Raw genomic sequence first — 17,683 nt, 5'->3', positions numbered from 1 at the left:
ATTACATTGTCACGGATATGTTTATGAGCATCGGCAACAGTGGTCGCATCGTCATTGAAGTCGAACCATCCGTAAAGCGCCTGTTGTATGCAGCGCTGGCAAAGGAAGGTTCGACCCTTAAGGATTGGTTCTTGAAAAATGCTGATGCATACCTGGCTACAGACTTACCGACTGATCTCCATAGCCCTCTTACCCAAACATCGGACGCCTGCGATAGCAACGAAATGTCAGATGCAACAGCTACTGAACCACACAAAAGCCTTGCAATTCATGGAAAGAAATAGCCCCATGTGTTACGCGAGTGCTAGGGCCGCCCTGCCGCAAATGAATTCTGAAATGGACGCCCAATGTTACAAAAAATTAGCAAGATGAAAAACATGCATCACGATACTGACGTCGAATCAGGCATGGCTGTACTTGATGGTCTCAGCAAAGAGTTCGTCGCAATTTTGGGTATCAAGCACCTTGAACTAGCGCGAGATCCCGATTTTTTCCGCCGGTGTCTAGATTTAGCCGCTTACCTTTCGCAGCATGAACTCAAATCCAAAAAAGAGCGCAGACGGGGATTTTTAGCGCATGTCAATTGGAAATTTCGAATCAATTCCGACCACCTCGCTTTGTTTTATGCAAAGGGAGCGAAACTTGGCCAGACTTTTAACTACCATCAAAAATGTGCCATTCAGCTTCTATTTGACAGAGGTGAGCGGAACGTGTCAACATATATTGCACCAGTTCTTTAAAAATTAAATTGCTTTTTGCTTCACCCTTGGCAGGGTCGGGAAGTTCACACCCGTTTCAATGGTGCTCTGATCAGCCTCCTCGGGTATCGGGTTAATACAGACCTCCGCTGGCGGTAATTTGACCAAGGGACGACCTTGGCTAAAGCGTTGCGGATGTTTTGCAAACGCTTCATCTAACGCCTGTTGGCGTACGTGGGCGATGTCCTGATACTCACCGCTAAACACTTGATAAGGCCTAAAGCCTGCCAGACTGCTGTGGTGATGTTGATGGTTATACCAACTCACATAGTCTTGGCACCAGCGCATGGCATGGTCATAACCATCGAAGCGGCGCGGATAGTCCAGCTGATACTTCAGCGTTTTAAACTGCGCCTCGCTCATCGGGTTGTCATTACTCACTCTGGGACGACTGTGAGAGGCGGTAATCGCCAACTCACCCAGTAGATCAAGATAACAATGCGCCTTCATTTGGCGGCGCACCGTATTGCGACACAGCGCCAAGGCATCGGCCGCCGCACGTTGTGACACATAAGGCGCTAAGGGCTGTGTCATCATCATACTGACGAGTTCTCGTGTTCGAATGCTTCGATCAGTGCCATGGCTTTTTTTTGGAGTAAAAGGCAGCCGTCTTTGACCGCAATCTGCTTGAGCAGACGAGTATTTTCCTTTTCTAACTGCTCAATACGCCTTTGATCTGGGGTTTTAGACGGTGCAGGACCGGGCTTGGATTTGGCTAAGCCCTTAACGCCGGATTCGGCAAACTCACGACGCCATTGTGCCAATTGATTAGAATAGAGCTTTTCACGGCGCAACAATACCCCTAGCTCGCCATGTTTACACGCGTCAGCTTGCTGTAAAATAGATAACTTATACTCGGTGCTAAACACACGGCGAGTGCGTTTTTCCAGTTCAGGGTCGGGCTGAATCTGTGGATTAATGTGGGTAACGGGTTTTGGCATAACAGTCTCCTAATGCGCCCTGATTTATATGTTATCTCAAAATCAACTGGCTCAACACTATCTTGACATGTAGGGGGGGATTACAGTTGGGAAAAGTCAGTGAGTTTAGCTCAACTGGCTTCTCATTCCTAGATTGCATTTATTATCCGAAACCGCGTGTTATTAAGCATAGCGTACTCACTTTTTAATTCCGTGCTTACTACTATACTCACTTTGATACTCACAAACAATTTTCAAAAGATATATGGGAATTTGAGAAACAAGATGCAATGATATAGCCGAAAATCGCCATAAAAGGTTGTTTTTCAATATGTTAGATATAAAAAATCCCGAACAATGTCGGGCTTTTTTATTAAATAATGGCGGAGACGGAGGGATTCGAACCCTCGATAGAGCTATAAACCCTATACTCCCTTAGCAGGGGAGCGCCTTCAGCCTCTCGGCCACGTCTCCTTTGAGTGGGCGTATATTACAATTTATTAAGGGTTATGTAAACCCCCTTAACTTGAATATAGGCTTTAAAACTTAAACTTTATCTAACTCAAATTTTGAATGTAAGCTTTGTACCGCTGACTCAAGTTCAGATTCTTTGATCACAACAGAAATTTTAATTTCAGTGGTCGCAATCATTTGAATATTGATGTTTTGGTCTGCTAAGACTTTAAACATCCGGCTAGCGATACCAACATGTGAACGCATCCCCACACCCACTAGCGAAACCTTAGCGATACTGTCATCAAAAATAACTTCTCGTGCGCCTAACTCTTGCGCAATGCCTTCTAAAACCTCATGCGCATGGGCACGATCACCACGCGGAACCGTAAAGGTAAAGTCAGTCGTGCCATCTTGACCTTGGTTTTGGATAATCATATCAATTTCGATATTAGCTTCCGCGATGGGGCCTAGTATAGCAAACGCAATACCTGGCTTATCGGGCACACCGCGAATTTGTAATTTTGATTCATCGCGATTAAACGCAATCCCTGAAATCAGTGGTTTTTCCATGTTGTTGTCCTCAGAAGTGATTAGTGTGCCGCCGCCTTCGGTTAGCGAGGATAAAACGCGCAACGGAACTTTATATTTACTAGCAAACTCAACCGCACGTATCTGTAATACTTTCGTGCCTAAGCTTGCCAGTTCTAGCATTTCATCAAAGGTTATCGTATCTAAACGACGTGCCTCAGGCACTAAACGCGGATCGGTGGTGTACACACCATCTACATCGGTGTAAATTTGACACTCATCGGCTTTAAGGGCTGCGGCTATAGCCACGGCAGTGGTATCTGAACCGCCACGCCCTAAAGTGGAAATATCACCATTAGCCGTTACACCTTGAAATCCAGCCACAACGACCACTTTACCCTGGTTGAGCTGGTCATGAATCTTGTCCGCATTAATGCTATCTATACGTGCTTTGGTATGCACCTCATCCGTTTGGATTGGAATTTGCCAGCCGGTATAAGAAATCGCGCCATAGCCCTTTTCTTGCAACGCCATGCTGAGCAAGGCGATCGTAACCTGCTCACCTGTCGTGAGCAGCATATCCATTTCACGCTTTGAAGGCCGCGCTTGCATGGTTTTCGCCATTTCCGTTAAACGGTTGGTTTCGCCTGACATAGCCGACAAAACAACCACGACCTGATGACCCTCATCAACAAATTTTGACACTTTTTTAGCTACATTTTGGATACGTTCCAATGAGCCAACCGAGGTGCCACCGTATTTTTGGACAATTAAAGCCATATTGTCTATGCCCTTTGGTTTTTGTATTGTTTACACTGCCTTTATTTCATTTAACTGGAACCCAGGACAGCTTAAATAGAGTTTACTTGGATTCCACCCATGCCTGCACCGACGCCAGCGCCGCTGCAAGATGTTGAGGTTCTTTACCGCCAGCCATCGCCATATCAGGACGACCGCCGCCTTTACCGCCCACTTGCTGGGCGACATGATTAACCAACTCACCCGCTTTAAAACGGTTGGTTGCCGATTTACTGACACCCGCTACTAGGCTAACTTTTTCGCCATCAACTGCAGCCAAAATAATAACAGCCGGCTCTAGCTTATCTTTTAATTTGTCTAGGGTTTCACGTAACAAATTACCATCCGCTCCACTCATTTCAGCCGCCAATAGGTTGACACCATTAACCTGCTTGACTTGCTGCAGAATTTCTTCACCTTGATTCGCCGCTAGCTTAGATTGCAACTGCTGCAGCTGTTTTTCCAGCTCTTTTTGACTAGCAACTAATTGGATCACCTTGTCAACAACATGCGCTTTATCCGCTTTGATGTTTGAGGCGATAGCACTTATGACCGATTCAAGCTGATAAATGGTTTGCCAAGCGCCTTCGCCGGTAATCGCTTCAATACGTCGTACACCCGAAGCCACGCCCCCTTCAGATAGAATACGGAATGGCCCAATATTGCCAGTTGACTTAACATGCGTTCCACCACACAGCTCAATCGAGAACTCACCCATATCAACAACACGCACCACGTCGCCATATTTTTCACCAAACAGCGCCATCGCACCCATTTGCTTGGCTGAGTCGATATCCATTTGCTGAGAACCCACGGGTAGGTTGAGCATAATATTATGGTTAACTAGTTGCTCGATTTGACGCAATTGGTCGGCACTGATGGGTTCAAAATGGGCAAAGTCAAAACGCAGACGATCCGCCGCGACTAACGAACCTTTTTGAGCGACATGCGCCCCTAACACTTGACGTAAGGCCGCGTGTAACAGGTGTGTAGCGGAGTGATTTTGTTCTGATGCACGCCGTGCTTGAATATCAATTCTTGCTTCAACGGTTTGTCCTACTGTCAAATGGCCTGCTGTCATTTCGCCAAAATGCAAAAACAAACCGCCTTGCTTTTGTACATCGTTAACATGGAAGCTGTGCATGCCTTCTGTCAATGAGCCGCTATCGCCGACCTGACCGCCCGATTCGGCGTAAAAAGGCGTTTTATCAAGAATGACCAGGCCTGGTTGACCTTCTTCTAAACGTGCAACCGCTTGGCCGTCTTGATAGATCGCCAATACCGTCACTGAAGCACTGTCTTGGTCATAGCCAATAAACGAGGTCGTACCCTCAAAATTAACCCGTGCCTGTCCCTGCGAACCAAAGTTACTGGCGGCACGAGCACGTTCACGCTGTGCTTCCATCGCACGCTCAAACCCAACCTCGTCTAGTTTTAAATCACGCTCTCGCGCAATATCGGCGGTTAAATCCAGCGGAAAACCGTAGGTGTCGTAGAGCTTAAACACCGCTTCACCGGGAATTTCTTGGCTCGTTAATCCTGCAATTACCTCTTCAAGCAGCCCCATACCATTTTCTAAGGTTTCAGCAAAACGGGTTTCTTCTAACAATAAAGCACGTTCCACATCAGCTTGCTTGGCTTTAAGCTCTGGATAAGCCTCGCCCATTTCAGCCACCAAGGGGGCAACCAATTTATGGAAAAACACACCCTTCTGACCCAGTTTATAGCCATGGCGAATCGCACGTCGAATAATACGACGCAAGACATAGCCACGGCCTTCATTGGAAGGCAAAACGCCATCGACTATCGTGAAGGCGCAAGAACGAATATGGTCTGCAATAACACGCAATGAACTATTTGATAGATTTTTTTCGCCTGTCGCATCTGATGCGGCTTTAACCAAGCTTTGGAACAGGTCAATATCATAGTTATTGTGCACGCCCTGCAATACCGCGGCTAAACGCTCTAGGCCCATACCGGTATCTACTGAAGGTTTTGGTAAAGGCGTTAGCGTGCCATCGGCAGAACGGTCAAATTGCATAAAGACCAGATTCCAAATTTCGATATAACGATCGCCATCTTCATCCGCTGAACCGGGCGGACCGCCCGCCACATCCGCACCATGATCATAGAAAATTTCAGTACACGGCCCACAAGGCCCGGTATCGCCCATTGACCAGAAATTATCCTTAGCACCGCAACGTGAAAAACGCTGCGCACTGACACCCAACTCTTTTAACCAGATATCCGCAGCTTCATCATCTTCCTCAAAGACGGTGACCCATAATTTATCTTGCGGCAGACCGAGACGCTGGGTTAGAAATTCCCAAGCAAACCCAATCGCTTCACGCTTAAAGTAATCACCAAAACTAAAGTTCCCCAACATCTCAAAGAAGGTATGGTGACGTGCGGTATAACCAACGTTTTCCAAGTCATTGTGTTTACCACCCGCACGAATACAGCGCTGCACACTCACCGCGCGATGATAGTCACGTTGCTCAAGACCCAAAAAGGTATCCTTAAATTGCACCATTCCGGCATTAGTAAACAAAAGAGTAGGGTCTTCAGCCGGAATTACTGGGCTGGAATGTACCGGCGTATGGTTTTTTTCAGCGAAAAAATCGATAAACGCCTGTCTTAGTTCTGCACTGGTCATCTTAAAATAAACCTAATTAATCAAAATTTGTTAGTTGACTCATAACGAGCCTCAGTTATATTCATCTATTCAACAAAATGCTTTATAGCATTGCGAGGCACTAAAGCCTCGACTTTGTAAAAATCGTAAACGCCGCGCCCGTTCTTTAGGTTCGGCAGGCTTGGTCGTTTCACCGTATTTTTTATCCAGAAGCGCCCGTGCCACTTCGACCCAAACATCATCACCCAACCCCAAGGCTTCTGCAATCAGCACCGTATCATCAGAAGCCTGCATTAAGGCTTGGCGTATTTTCAAACCACCCTGACCTTTTTCAATCGCTTGGCGCACATAGGACTCGATGAAACGCGCATCAGACTGCCAATTTTGTTGTTGACAAAATTCAACCGCTTTTTCAACCAGGCCTGGTTGTGTTAGGGCTTCGGGAAACTTTTGCTCTAACTTTCTTTTTAACTCTTTTGCACCATGCTCACGCATTGCTAACAGATATTGCGCCCGATTGACCAGCGCTTTAAATAAGCGCTGGGGATCATCCTGTTCAATCATAGATAAAACTAATCAGCCACTTCATCCAAATCAAACTCCGCTTTTGACGAGGCTTTGCTACCTGGTTTTGGCATTAGCAATTCTTTGAGTTGTTTTTGCAAGTCAATTGAAATTTGTGGATTGTCACGCAAGAATTGACGTGCATTATCCTTACCCTGGCCAATTTTTTCGCCATTATAGCTATACCAAGCACCGGCCTTATCAATTAACTTCTGCTGCACGCCTAAATCAACAATCTCGCCCTCTCGCGAAATACCTTGACCATATAAAATATCAAACTCGACTTGTTTAAATGGCGGCGCAACCTTGTTTTTCACCACCTTAACGCGGGTTTCGTTACCCAAAATTTCATCGCCTTTTTTGATTGCGCCAATTCGACGTATATCCAAACGCACCGAGGCATAAAATTTCAAGGCATTTCCACCGGTCGTGGTTTCAGGGCTACCAAACATCACACCAATTTTCATACGAATTTGGTTGATGAAAATAACAAGCGTGTTTGTACGTTTGATATTGGCGGTTAGTTTACGCAAAGCTTGAGACATCAAGCGAGCTTGAAGCCCCATGTGTGAATCACCCATATCGCCTTCAATCTCCGCTTTCGGCGTCAAGGCCGCTACCGAATCAATCACCACGATATCAACACCACCAGAACGCACTAACATATCGGCAATTTCCAGCGCTTGTTCACCGGTATCCGGTTGGGAGACTAAAAGATTATCGACATCAACACCTAGCTTTTCAGCATAACTGGGGTCTAGCGCATGTTCGGCATCAATAAAGGCGGCCACACCGCCTGCTTTTTGCGCTTCCGCGATCGCATGAAGGGTCAGGGTTGTTTTGCCTGATGACTCCGGTCCATAAATTTCAACCACACGGCCTTTTGGTAAACCACCAATGCCAAGCGCAATATCCAATCCTAATGAACCTGTCGAAATAGCTTCAATATCCCGCGAAGCTGTGGAGTCGCCCATTCGCATTATCGAGCCTTTACCAAACTGCTTTTCAATCTGACCCAGTGCCGCTGCCAGCGCTTTTTGTTTATTCTCGTCCATTAGGATTCCTTGTGCTTTACTAACAAATTTTTACAACAAAAAAGCTTTGCCTGACACTTCAAGCAAAGCTTTTTTATAATTTTGGTCAAAGATTATCTCATAATAGTAAATGACATAATAGCGATTTTTTGATCAAATTATCCGCATTACGATGGCTTTGAGTTCGCTTCGATAATGGCCATGATGCCCTCCAAAGCTACCTGAGTGGTCTGCTTACGAATAGACTCGCGGTCGCCTTGGAACTGCATCAACCTTGTCGCAATCTCCGACTGCCCTTGAAGCGCCCAAGCCAGCCACACTGTGCCAACAGGTTTATCAGGCGTACCGCCGCTGGGCCCAGCAATTCCACTACAGGCGACACTCACCTGAGCATGAGACTGTTGAAGTGCGCCGAGCACCATCTCGGTGACACATTCCTTACTGACTGAGCCATGATGCTGGATAGTTGTTTCATGCACCCCTAGCATTTCTCTTTTTGACTCATAACTATAAGTAACATAAGCTCGATCAAACCAAGCAGAACTTCCTGCGACAGCGGTTAAGGCTTCGGCAATCATACCGCCAGTACACGACTCGGCCGTAACAACCATAAGGTTTCGTTTCATTAAAATCTCGCCCACATTTGAGACCAGGCGTTCATCAATCATTTATCTACTCCAATAGTGCATAACCTAGTCTCGAAATACTGACGAAACTTAAGTTCGCTTAATGGTTTCCAATTTTAATTGGCTGAAGTTTCCATATGTCATTATTGTATTCAGTCATAGTACGATCAGTAGAGAAAACACCACTGCATGCTGTGTTCATAATGCTCATTGTTGTCCATCTTTCCTTATCTTGATAAGCCTGCGCGACCGCATCTTGCGTATCAACATAACCTCGGAAATCTGCCAAGGTCATCCATTGATCATCTGGATTTTTAAGGGAGTCAATAATACCATCAAAAATACCCGGTTCAAATTGGTTAAAGTGACCAAACTCAAGTAGTTTCATCACTTTTTGCAAGTCCGCATCTTGATCGATAAATTGCTGGGGGTTGTAATGGCCTTTTAGTGCCTCAACTTCCTCGGCTTTCAAGCCAAACAAGAAAAAATGCTCATCACCTACTGCTTCACGTATCTCTACGTTTGCACCATCCAACGTACCTATGGTAATAGCTCCGTTCATCATAAATTTCATATTGCCTGTGCCTGATGCCTCTTTACCTGCAGTTGAAATCTGCTCTGATAAATCCGTACCCGGACAAATTATTTCCATAAACGATACACGATAATTGGGAATAAACACCACCTTGAGTTTATCACCCACATCCGGATCATTGTTAACCACCTGCCCAATACCATTGATCAACTTAATAATCATTTTCGCCATAACATAACCCGGCGCTGCTTTGCCACCAACTAATACTACACGATTAGTCCAATTTGCCGTGTCACCGGCTTTAATGCGGTTATAAAGATGAATCATATGCAAAGCATTCAGTAATTGACGCTTGTATTCATGAATACGCTTCACCTGTACATCAAACATAGCTTCAGGTTGAACCTGTACCCCGGTTTCTTTTGCAATTAAACCTGCTAGACGCTGCTTGTTATCCAGTTTAATTTGCTGCCACTGTTCACGGAATGTCTTGTCATTAACCAATTTCTTAAGCTTACTCAACTCACTTAAATTAGTCACCCAACTTTCGCCAAGCTTTTCATCTAGCAACGCACGCAAACCTGGGTTAGACGCCGCCATCCAGCGACGTTGGGTAACACCATTGGTTTTATTGTTAAACTTATGTGGCCAAAGCTGGTAAAACTCATTAAACAAGCCTTCCTTTAACAATTGCGAATGCAATACCGCTACCCCATTTACCGAATAACTACCCACAATCGCTAAATAGGCCATACGCACCATACCATGGTCGTCAAAAATTGACATGCTACGCTGACGCTCAATATTGCCTGGCCATTTCATCGAAACTTCTGCCAAAAAGCGGTGGTTAATTTCTTTAATAATTTCTAGAGGTCGTGGAATCAAACGCTGCATTAAGTCCTGTGACCATTTTTCTAAGGCTTCAGGTAACAGGGTATGGTTTGTGTAGGCCATGGTTTGAGTAACGATCGCCCAAGCATCCTCCCAAGTCATATGATGTTCATCCAATAAGATGCGCATTAGCTCAGCGACTGCCAAGCTTGGGTGCGTGTCATTCAGCTGGAAAACATTGGCTTGAGCAAAGCCACTAAAGTCTCTACCACGATACTTGACCCACTGCTCTAGCACGTCTTGCAGGCTGGCTGATACCAAAAAGTACTGCTGACGCAGACGTAACTCTTTACCATTCTCGCTAGTATCATTTGGATAAAGAACCATCGTAATATTATTCGCATCATTCTTTGCAGACACCGCTTCAAAGTAGGATCCCGCATTAAACTGATCAAGTTTAAATTCTTCTGCTGCGGTGGCATCCCATAAACGTAGGGTGTTAACTGTCGCATTTTTATAACCCGGAATCGGCACATCAAACGGTACAGCTAAAACTTCTTCTGCGTTTTCCCAATGCACGATCAGCTGACCAGTATGTGGATCAGTGTAAGGACGACAAAATCCACCAAACTTTATCGTACGGGTATATTCCGGACGCTGAACTTCCCAAGGATAACTATTAAAACCTAACCAATGATCAGGCTCTTCTACTTGATAGCCATTTTGAATACGCTGACGGAACATGCCATACTCATAACGTAAACCATAACCCATTACGGGGAGCTGCAAGGTTGCGCAACTGTCCATAAAACAGGCCGCTAAACGCCCTAAGCCACCATTACCTAAACCGGCATCAATTTCTACCTGCTCAATTTCTTCAATGCTCAAACCTAACTCTTTAAGTACAACGCCCACTTCACCTTCAATCCCCAAGTTAAGCATATTATTAACAAGTGAACGCCCTATTAAAAACTCCATTGACAGGTAATAGGCTCGTTTTTTTGCTTGGCAACGGTATTGAACCCAGGTTTCTTTCCAATGACTCATTAATCGATCACGTACCAGCATAGCTAAAGCTTTTAGCTGATAATCCCTATCGGAAGTTAGCTCACGTCCAAGGTTATTTTCTAAATAATGCAAAAAGTCGGTTTCAAGACTCGCTTGATCATTTTTCATTAGATCTGTGACACGTTTAATTTTGTCCATAGAAGGCGCGTGAGATTTTGACATTTACAATTCCTTTGAATAAAGTTCGACGTAGTTTTTGGCGCTTTTTTTCCAGTTGAACGGTTGCTCCATACCCGTTTTTTGTATCTGTTGCCAACTGCGTGGCTTATTAAAGATGGATAACGCATGAAGAATCGTGGCACGTAAAGCATGTGGATTGGGGTCATAAAACATAAAGCCCGTCGCCGTTTTGTTTTTAATGTTTTCAGGCGTCGCATTAACTACGGTATCTGCCAAACCACCTGTATGATGAACAATCGGCAAAGTGCCATACGCCAAACTATACATTTGATTTAAACCGCAAGGTTCAAAGCGCGAGGGCATCAAAAACATATCCGCGCCCGCTTCCACTTGGTGCGCCAAAGGCTCGGAATAACCAATGTGTACAAACACTCGGCCTGGGTAGGCAGCAGCCAACTCTCGAAGCTGATGTTCGTATTCAGCCTGACCTGCTCCGACAAAAACAAAACGCACATCCTGCTCTTGGAGAAGTTCAGGTAAAACTTGCAAAATTAAGTCGATACCTTTTTGCTCAATTAAGCGGCCTACAAACCCTATTAACGGCTGGTCTAAATGCAAATGGGGGTCATGATCACCTAGCAGCGCCAGCAACACCTCTTTGTTACGTTTTTTCTGACTCACTCGGCCTTTTTTAGCTGAATAATTGTATGAAATATAGCGATCAATTTCCGGATTCCACACCTTATCATCAATACCATTCAAAATACCCACCAAACGGCCTTGCTCTTGACGTTTACTCAGGATGCCTTCAAAGCCGTAGGCCAATTCTGGATAACAAATTTCCTTTGCGTAGGTTGGACTGACGGTGGTCACCCAATCCGCGTAACTAATACCGGCTTTGAGCATTGAGAGTTGACTATAAAACTCGACCCCTTCTGGGGTCCACCATTCCCAAGGCAACCAAAGACTATCAAAAAGGCTTTTCGGAAAATAACCCGCATAAGACATATTATGCACGGTAAATAAAGTACGCGGAGGCTGAGATTCTTGCGATAAAAAAGCGGGAACCAAGCCCGTTTGCCAATCATTCGCATGCACTACATCCGCTTTCCACTTTAGGCCGGCTCGATCCATAGCTATCTCAGCAACAACCCGCGAAAACACCGCAAAGCGTTCGCCATTATCCCACCAATCACGACCATCTGGTCCAAGGTAAGGATTGCCAGGACGGTTAAACAACTCTGGTATATCCACTAAAATGACCTTAGCCTTAAACTCAGGTAACTCTGCTTTTAACAGACGTACTTGCAAGCTACGCCCCGCCCCACCAATATTAAATTGACTCACAACACTTACTCGACACAAATGATCTGTAATGGCTTGATAGGCAGGTAAAACAAGCTTTACTTTATGCCCGAGTTGCGCAATCGCATCCGGTAAACTTCCAGCTACATCAGCCAAACCACCGGTTTTAATTAAAGGATGGGCTTCAGAACTCGCATATAACACTTTCATAGAAATAACTCACCTCTTCGGTTTTACATCGTTTTTCAATGTAAAACAATCACATTAAACTTTTTTTAATACTAAAAAACCCAAAGGAGGCAAGGTCATCTCGGCCGACGCCGGCCGATTCATCCAAGGCTGAGGCTCTGAAAATAATTGCCCTGCATTGCCCAGATTACTACCCCCATAAAGCTCAGAGTCCGAGTTAATAATCTCTTGATAACACCCTGCCTCAGGAAGACCTATACGGTATCCATAACGCGGAACGGGGGTAAAGTTAAAAATACACACTAGAGTTTCATTATCACTATGGCGTTCAAAACTCAAAATAGACTGTGCATGGTCATGACAATCAATCCAACTAAAACCTTTTGAATCAAAATCATACTGATGCAATGCGGCTTGAGCTTGATAGAGATGGTTCATATCACGAACCAATAACTGCGCCCTCCGGTGCATCGGCTGATCAACCAGATACCAGGGTAAAGGCTGGTCTTCATCCCATTCAGTCCAAGGCGCAAATTCACACCCCATAAATAACAGTTTTTTACCCGGATTAAGCAATTGATAACCCATTAACAATCTGAAATTCGCCATTTTCTGCCATGTATCTCCTGGCATTTTACTGACCAGGGAACCTTTCATATGTACCACTTCATCATGTGATAGTGGCATCACAAAGTTTTCACTGTAGGCATAAATCTGACTAAACGTCAGTTGATTGTGATGGTAAGGCCGATAAATTGTGTCTTTTTCAAAATAATCGAGGGTGTCGTTCATCCAACCCATATTCCATTTCATTGAAAAGCCCAAGCCCCCCATCCAGGTAGGACGCGACACCATGGGCCATGAAGTGGACTCCTCCGCCATCACCAGTGTACCTGGATGCTGGCTATGAATTTCGGCATTGAGTTGCTGCATAAACGCAATCGCATCAAGATTTTCTCGCCCACCATAAATATTAGGAATCCACTCACCTGGATTGCGTGAGTAATCTAAATACAGCATTGAGGCCACCGCATCAACACGTAAACCATCTAGGTGAAATTCTTCGAGCCAATAAAGCGCATTAGCAATTAAGAAATTACGCACCTCATTACGACCGAAATTAAAAATATAGGTGCCCCAGTCTTTGTGCTCACCCATTTTAGGATCTTCGTGTTCATACAACGCGGTGCCATCGAAGCGTGCCAGCGCAAAACTATCTTTAGGGAAATGAGCTGGAACCCAATCCAAAAACACACCTATGCCATGTTGATGACAATGATTTACAAAGTAACGCAAGTCATCCGGTGTACCAAAACGGCTAGTCGGTGCATAATAACCCGAAGTCTGGTAACCCCATGAACCGTCAAAAGGATGCTCAGTAATCGGCAAGAGTTCAATATGAGTATAACCCATCCACTTAACGTAATCGACCATACGATGAGCTATCTCTCGATAATTCAAAAAATGTCCCTGCTCATCTTTTTGCCAAGAACCTAGATGCACTTCGTATATATTTACAGGCTTATGCGCCCAATCCTGGTGTTCTCGCTCTGTTAACCAGGCCTGGTCATGCCATGCAAAATCACTATTACAAATAATTGAAGCAGTCTTAGGGCGCAACTCCATCGCTTTAGCATAGGGGTCTGTTTTCGTAAATACCGAGCCATTCTGGTTGTTACGAATTTCAAACTTGTAATTATCGCCTGGTTGCAGGCCTGGAATAAATAACTCCCATACCCCTGAACTGCCTCGGCAGCGCATCGGGTGACGTAAACCGTGCCAACCATTAAAGTCACCAATAACGGAGACACGCTCTGCTGAGGGAGCCCAAACAGCAAACTGCACCCCTTCAACACCGTCAACCTGTTTAAAATTTGCACCCATGTGCTGATAAATTTGCCAATGATGTCCTTCAGCAAACAAATGTAAGTCCAGCGCACCTAACAAAGGGTCAAATGAATAGGGTGAAACCATGCTATGCGTCGAGCCGTCGGCCTCGCGCCAATCTAACCGATAATGACGCGGCAAAGTGGCATACTGTTTCTCGGAAAGATCTACTGAAAAACAAGCACTATCACCGATACGTGTCATGTTATGCAAACCTTGAAGGCTTAGCTCGGTTGCCGTCGGTGACCAAGCGCGAACTTGCCAACCTTTTGGCTGTGGATGCGCACCAAGTAATTCAAATGGATCATGCAAACGTCCCTGCTGCATACGTTCAATGAGGGCTAAAGTAGGATTAATCATGCGTCTCCTTTTTCTGGCGCAAGACGTTGACTTGATATAACCAGCGATTTAATTCGCTGTTCAATACCATCAGGCAAATCATCCCAATCAAATTGCCAGCGCCAGTTATTTTCTGTTGTGCCCGGAATATTCATTCGGTGTTCCGATCCCAAAGCCATAAAATCCTGCATCGGCACTATCACGCGCTCTGCAATAGAATCAAAGCCGCTTGCAATCAACGGCCAAGGCATCTCGCCAACATCCTGACGGACTTGGGATAACACCCAATGCTGCGTATCTGAATTAAGCTCATTAAACCAACCCAAGGTGGTGTCATTATCATGCGTACCGGTATAAACCACTGAATTTTCAACCAGCTCATTCGGTGCGTGTGGATTATCAGGTAATCCACTAAAACCAAACTGCAACACCGACATACCAGGTAAATTAAATTGATTTTTAAGCGCTACCACCTCGGGGGTAATAATGCCTAAATCCTCAGCCACTAACGGTAAAGGGTTAAATTCTTGCTGGAGTTGGGTTAATAACGCTGCACCAGGAACTTGAATCCATTGGCCCTTTATCGCCGTAGGTTCTTCAGCTGGAATTTCCCAGCTCGCCTCCAACCCTCTAAAGTGATCAATACGCAACAAATCAAATTGTGCTAAAGCCGCCTCAACCCGCAAACGCCACCATCGGAAATTGTCTTTTTCCATCGCCTGCCAGTTATAGTGTGGATTACCCCAACGCTGTCCTGTTTCAGAAAAATAGTCGGGCGGTACACCTGTTACCACGGTAGGTTGCAAGTTTCCATCTAGTTGAAATTGATCAGGGTTCGCCCAGACGTCTGCACTATCAAATGCAACGAAAATCGGCATATCACCAAATAGTTCGATCCCCTTGGCATTGGCATCATCTTTTAATTGATGCCAAATATGCTGAAGATAAAACTGTTGTTTTTTAACCTTGTCTAACGCTGCCTTATGCGTCTTTGCAAAGGTTAATAAGGCTTCTGGTTCACGGTGGCGATACTGCTCAGGCCAGTCAAACCATCCTTGCCCATTAAACTCGGTTTTTAAGGCTATAAACAGGGCATAATTCTCTAACCAATGAGGAGGCTCCAACATATATTTTTCAAATGCCTTTATATCAACCTGCTTTTGCCAACCAGAGGGCAATAAACGCGTATTCATTGCAAACGCTGACAACCCCTGATAAGGCGATAGATCGTCATGCGGTGGCGTTAGAGGGAGCATTTGCCAAATCGTCAGGCCGGACTTTTGCACCCAATCGAGAAATACCCAGGCCTGGTAGTCTAATACACCACTGGGTAATGAAGTAGGATGCAATAACACCCCTGCTGATCTAGCCATGTTAACCTCTCTTTAAGCCAAACGATTGCAAGACTGATTAATTTCGACGCATAGTGCCCGCGTTTTCCATGTCGCCGCCGCCCTGCGAAATAGGGGTATCCAAATGAGCGGGAGGCGTTAAACCTAATAGGTTATAAAGTTTTTGTAAATGGCGACGATAGAGTTGATCAAAGTCATTTACGCTTCCTGAAGGATTATAGTCGCCAAACCACCAGAACCAATCCGATCCTTCACAAATCGCCAATTGCTCAGTAGCCAAACGTTGATTTTCTGCTGATAAGCTGCCTTTTTTGACCAGTTCATCAAACGCCTTCTTGGCCTCAACCAACAAATCCCAGCCTTTGTTTTTATCAGGATCACCAATCCAAGTCGAAAACGAGCCATATACCCAACTGCCCGCTTTTAAAACCGGAAGATGACGAGGTTTTGCGCCATTATCAAGTGCTTCACTAAAGGTCGTCATTTCGATTTTTTTATGATGGGTTAAGCGCTGATAAAGTGCTGACAGGAAATGAAATGCATTGTCACGATAGTATTCCCATGCATTTTCACCGTCCAGAATCACCGTAACAACATGCTCATCAACTTTATCACCTAAGAAATTAGCGATATTGTCAAGGTGTTGCGCAAAATCGTTGGCCGCATCGGTTGGATTCCAGTCTTTATACTGAAAACCTATTAAGTCCGACAAGCCGTCATCACGAAAAAACAATGCACAGTCTTTACTGGCTTGCTGCATCGGCTGATAAAGCGCGCGCTTGGATGCAATGTCATGATGATTAAGATGTGACGCTTCACAACTATGTCGCCAAACCCCTTCACCTGAAGCACTCCATTTGATACCAAAAAAATCTAGCATACCTATAGCGGGCGAACTGACTGCCCCCTCTGATAACCAAACGCCTTTTGGCTTACTACCAAAGTGATCAGTAAATACCTGAAACCCTTTTTCCATATGCCAACAAGCACGCTCATAGCCACCAGGATAAGCCTCATTCTCAGGTGCTGGGGCATGAGGTAACGCATCGCGCATTGAGTGAAAGTCAATTAACAACGGCACTAAAGGGTGGCCATAAGGTGTCATAGACAGTTCAATCTGACCGGACTCTAACAGCTTTCGATAACGAGGAATAATGCCCGCAACCGTATCGGCCATCACCTGCATCAATACCGCTTGATCGTCAGGGGTAAAGCTGCCGCGCTTAGCGAGCAAGGCTTTTATACGATTATCCTTACGACGCACACTGGCACCCATCCAAGACAAATGATACCAAACCAACAAGTCACGAAAGTAATCCACACTTAAATACATTAACGTCTGTTCATAATCTTCGGTATCAGGACTAAATGGTCGAATCATGTCCAATAAATGTTTGAAGTTGGAAAGTGGATCAATCATGGTGGGCGCAAAAGCTCGCTGACAAGCCGATACTATGTCTTTACGCCCTTCCAGGTCCATCGGTAAAGGCAGCGCACCCGCCACCCAATTGAGCAACGTATCTTGCATCGGTCGCTGTTGTTCTAACCATTGAGTCATTTGTGATGCATAATCATCCAATTGCTCGAGCAAAACGGGGGCAAAATTCACCACCACCTTGGCTTGCGGACACTCTTCAAGATGCGCGACCATGTCAGCATAATCTTTGATCGCATGCAAATAAACCCAAGGCAAACGATACTCACCATCTAACCCATCACGATAGTGGGGTTGATGCAT

Annotated in this window: 14 protein-coding genes and 1 tRNA gene; 2 read left to right on the top strand and 13 right to left on the bottom strand. The window is 45.2% G+C overall.

Translation table 11 applies throughout. The annotated features are described in order from the left end of the window. The first annotated feature begins 23 nt into the window (after window positions 1–23). Window positions 24–284, top strand: a complete 261-nt coding sequence (locus tag P8S55_RS08065) for a hypothetical protein (protein ID WP_289223711.1) — start codon at window positions 24–26, stop codon at window positions 282–284. A 63-nt stretch (window positions 285–347) separates the two neighbouring features. Next, a complete protein-coding gene (locus tag P8S55_RS08060) occupies window positions 348–740 on the top strand; it encodes a hypothetical protein (protein WP_289223710.1) in 393 nt (130 codons plus the stop codon). Between the two features lie 3 nt (window positions 741–743). On the opposite strand, the gene P8S55_RS08055 is transcribed toward P8S55_RS08060, so the two are convergent. From P8S55_RS08055 to P8S55_RS07995, 13 genes are all read right to left on the bottom strand, one after another. After that, complete coding sequence (locus P8S55_RS08055) at window positions 744–1,298, bottom strand: integrase core domain-containing protein (protein ID WP_289223709.1); 555 nt, start codon at window positions 1,296–1,298, stop codon at window positions 744–746. Further along, on the bottom strand, window positions 1,295–1,699 hold the full coding sequence (locus tag P8S55_RS08050) for a hypothetical protein (RefSeq protein WP_289223708.1): 405 nt from the start codon (window positions 1,697–1,699) through the stop codon (window positions 1,295–1,297). The genes P8S55_RS08055 and P8S55_RS08050 overlap by 4 nt, the downstream gene beginning before the upstream one ends. A gap of 360 nt (window positions 1,700–2,059) precedes the next feature. After that, window positions 2,060–2,152, bottom strand: a tRNA-Ser gene (locus P8S55_RS08045). A gap of 72 nt (window positions 2,153–2,224) precedes the next feature. Then, window positions 2,225–3,442, bottom strand: a complete 1,218-nt coding sequence (locus tag P8S55_RS08040; RefSeq protein WP_289223707.1) for an aspartate kinase — start codon at window positions 3,440–3,442, stop codon at window positions 2,225–2,227. An 82-nt stretch (window positions 3,443–3,524) separates the two neighbouring features. Further along, window positions 3,525–6,116 (bottom strand): alanine--tRNA ligase, encoded by a 2,592-nt coding sequence (gene alaS / locus P8S55_RS08035; RefSeq protein WP_289223706.1) that lies wholly within the window; start codon window positions 6,114–6,116, stop codon window positions 3,525–3,527. Between the two features lie 69 nt (window positions 6,117–6,185). Further along, window positions 6,186–6,659, bottom strand: coding sequence for a regulatory protein RecX (locus P8S55_RS08030; RefSeq protein WP_289223705.1), 474 nt, complete (start codon window positions 6,657–6,659; stop codon window positions 6,186–6,188). An 8-nt stretch (window positions 6,660–6,667) separates the two neighbouring features. Next, window positions 6,668–7,714 (bottom strand): recombinase RecA, encoded by a 1,047-nt coding sequence (gene recA / locus P8S55_RS08025; protein ID WP_289223704.1) that lies wholly within the window; start codon window positions 7,712–7,714, stop codon window positions 6,668–6,670. A 146-nt stretch (window positions 7,715–7,860) separates the two neighbouring features. Beyond that, a complete protein-coding gene (locus tag P8S55_RS08020) occupies window positions 7,861–8,361 on the bottom strand; it encodes a CinA family protein (RefSeq protein WP_289223703.1) in 501 nt (166 codons plus the stop codon). 58 nt (window positions 8,362–8,419) lie between these two features. Beyond that, window positions 8,420–10,915 (bottom strand): glycogen/starch/alpha-glucan phosphorylase, encoded by a 2,496-nt coding sequence (locus P8S55_RS08015; protein WP_289223702.1) that lies wholly within the window; start codon window positions 10,913–10,915, stop codon window positions 8,420–8,422. Further along, entirely contained in the window at window positions 10,916–12,388 is a 1,473-nt protein-coding gene (glgA, locus tag P8S55_RS08010; RefSeq protein WP_289223701.1) for a glycogen synthase GlgA, read from the bottom strand. Window positions 12,389–12,442: 54 nt separating this feature from the next. Beyond that, complete coding sequence (gene glgB, locus P8S55_RS08005) at window positions 12,443–14,614, bottom strand: 1,4-alpha-glucan branching protein GlgB (RefSeq protein WP_289223700.1); 2,172 nt, start codon at window positions 14,612–14,614, stop codon at window positions 12,443–12,445. Then, window positions 14,611–15,966, bottom strand: a complete 1,356-nt coding sequence (gene malQ / locus P8S55_RS08000) for a 4-alpha-glucanotransferase (protein WP_289223699.1) — start codon at window positions 15,964–15,966, stop codon at window positions 14,611–14,613. The genes glgB and malQ overlap by 4 nt, the downstream gene beginning before the upstream one ends. 37 nt (window positions 15,967–16,003) lie before the next feature. Further along, the gene (locus P8S55_RS07995; RefSeq protein WP_289225321.1) at window positions 16,004–17,683 is read right to left on the bottom strand and encodes a glycoside hydrolase family 57 protein; all 1,680 of its coding nucleotides are present in this window, start codon (window positions 17,681–17,683) and stop codon (window positions 16,004–16,006) included.

The sequence above is a fragment of the Thiomicrospira sp. R3 genome, from assembly GCF_029581415.1.
GTDB lineage: Bacteria > Pseudomonadota > Gammaproteobacteria > Thiomicrospirales > Thiomicrospiraceae > Thiomicrospira.
This window is presented reverse-complemented; position numbering and strand designations above follow the sequence as displayed.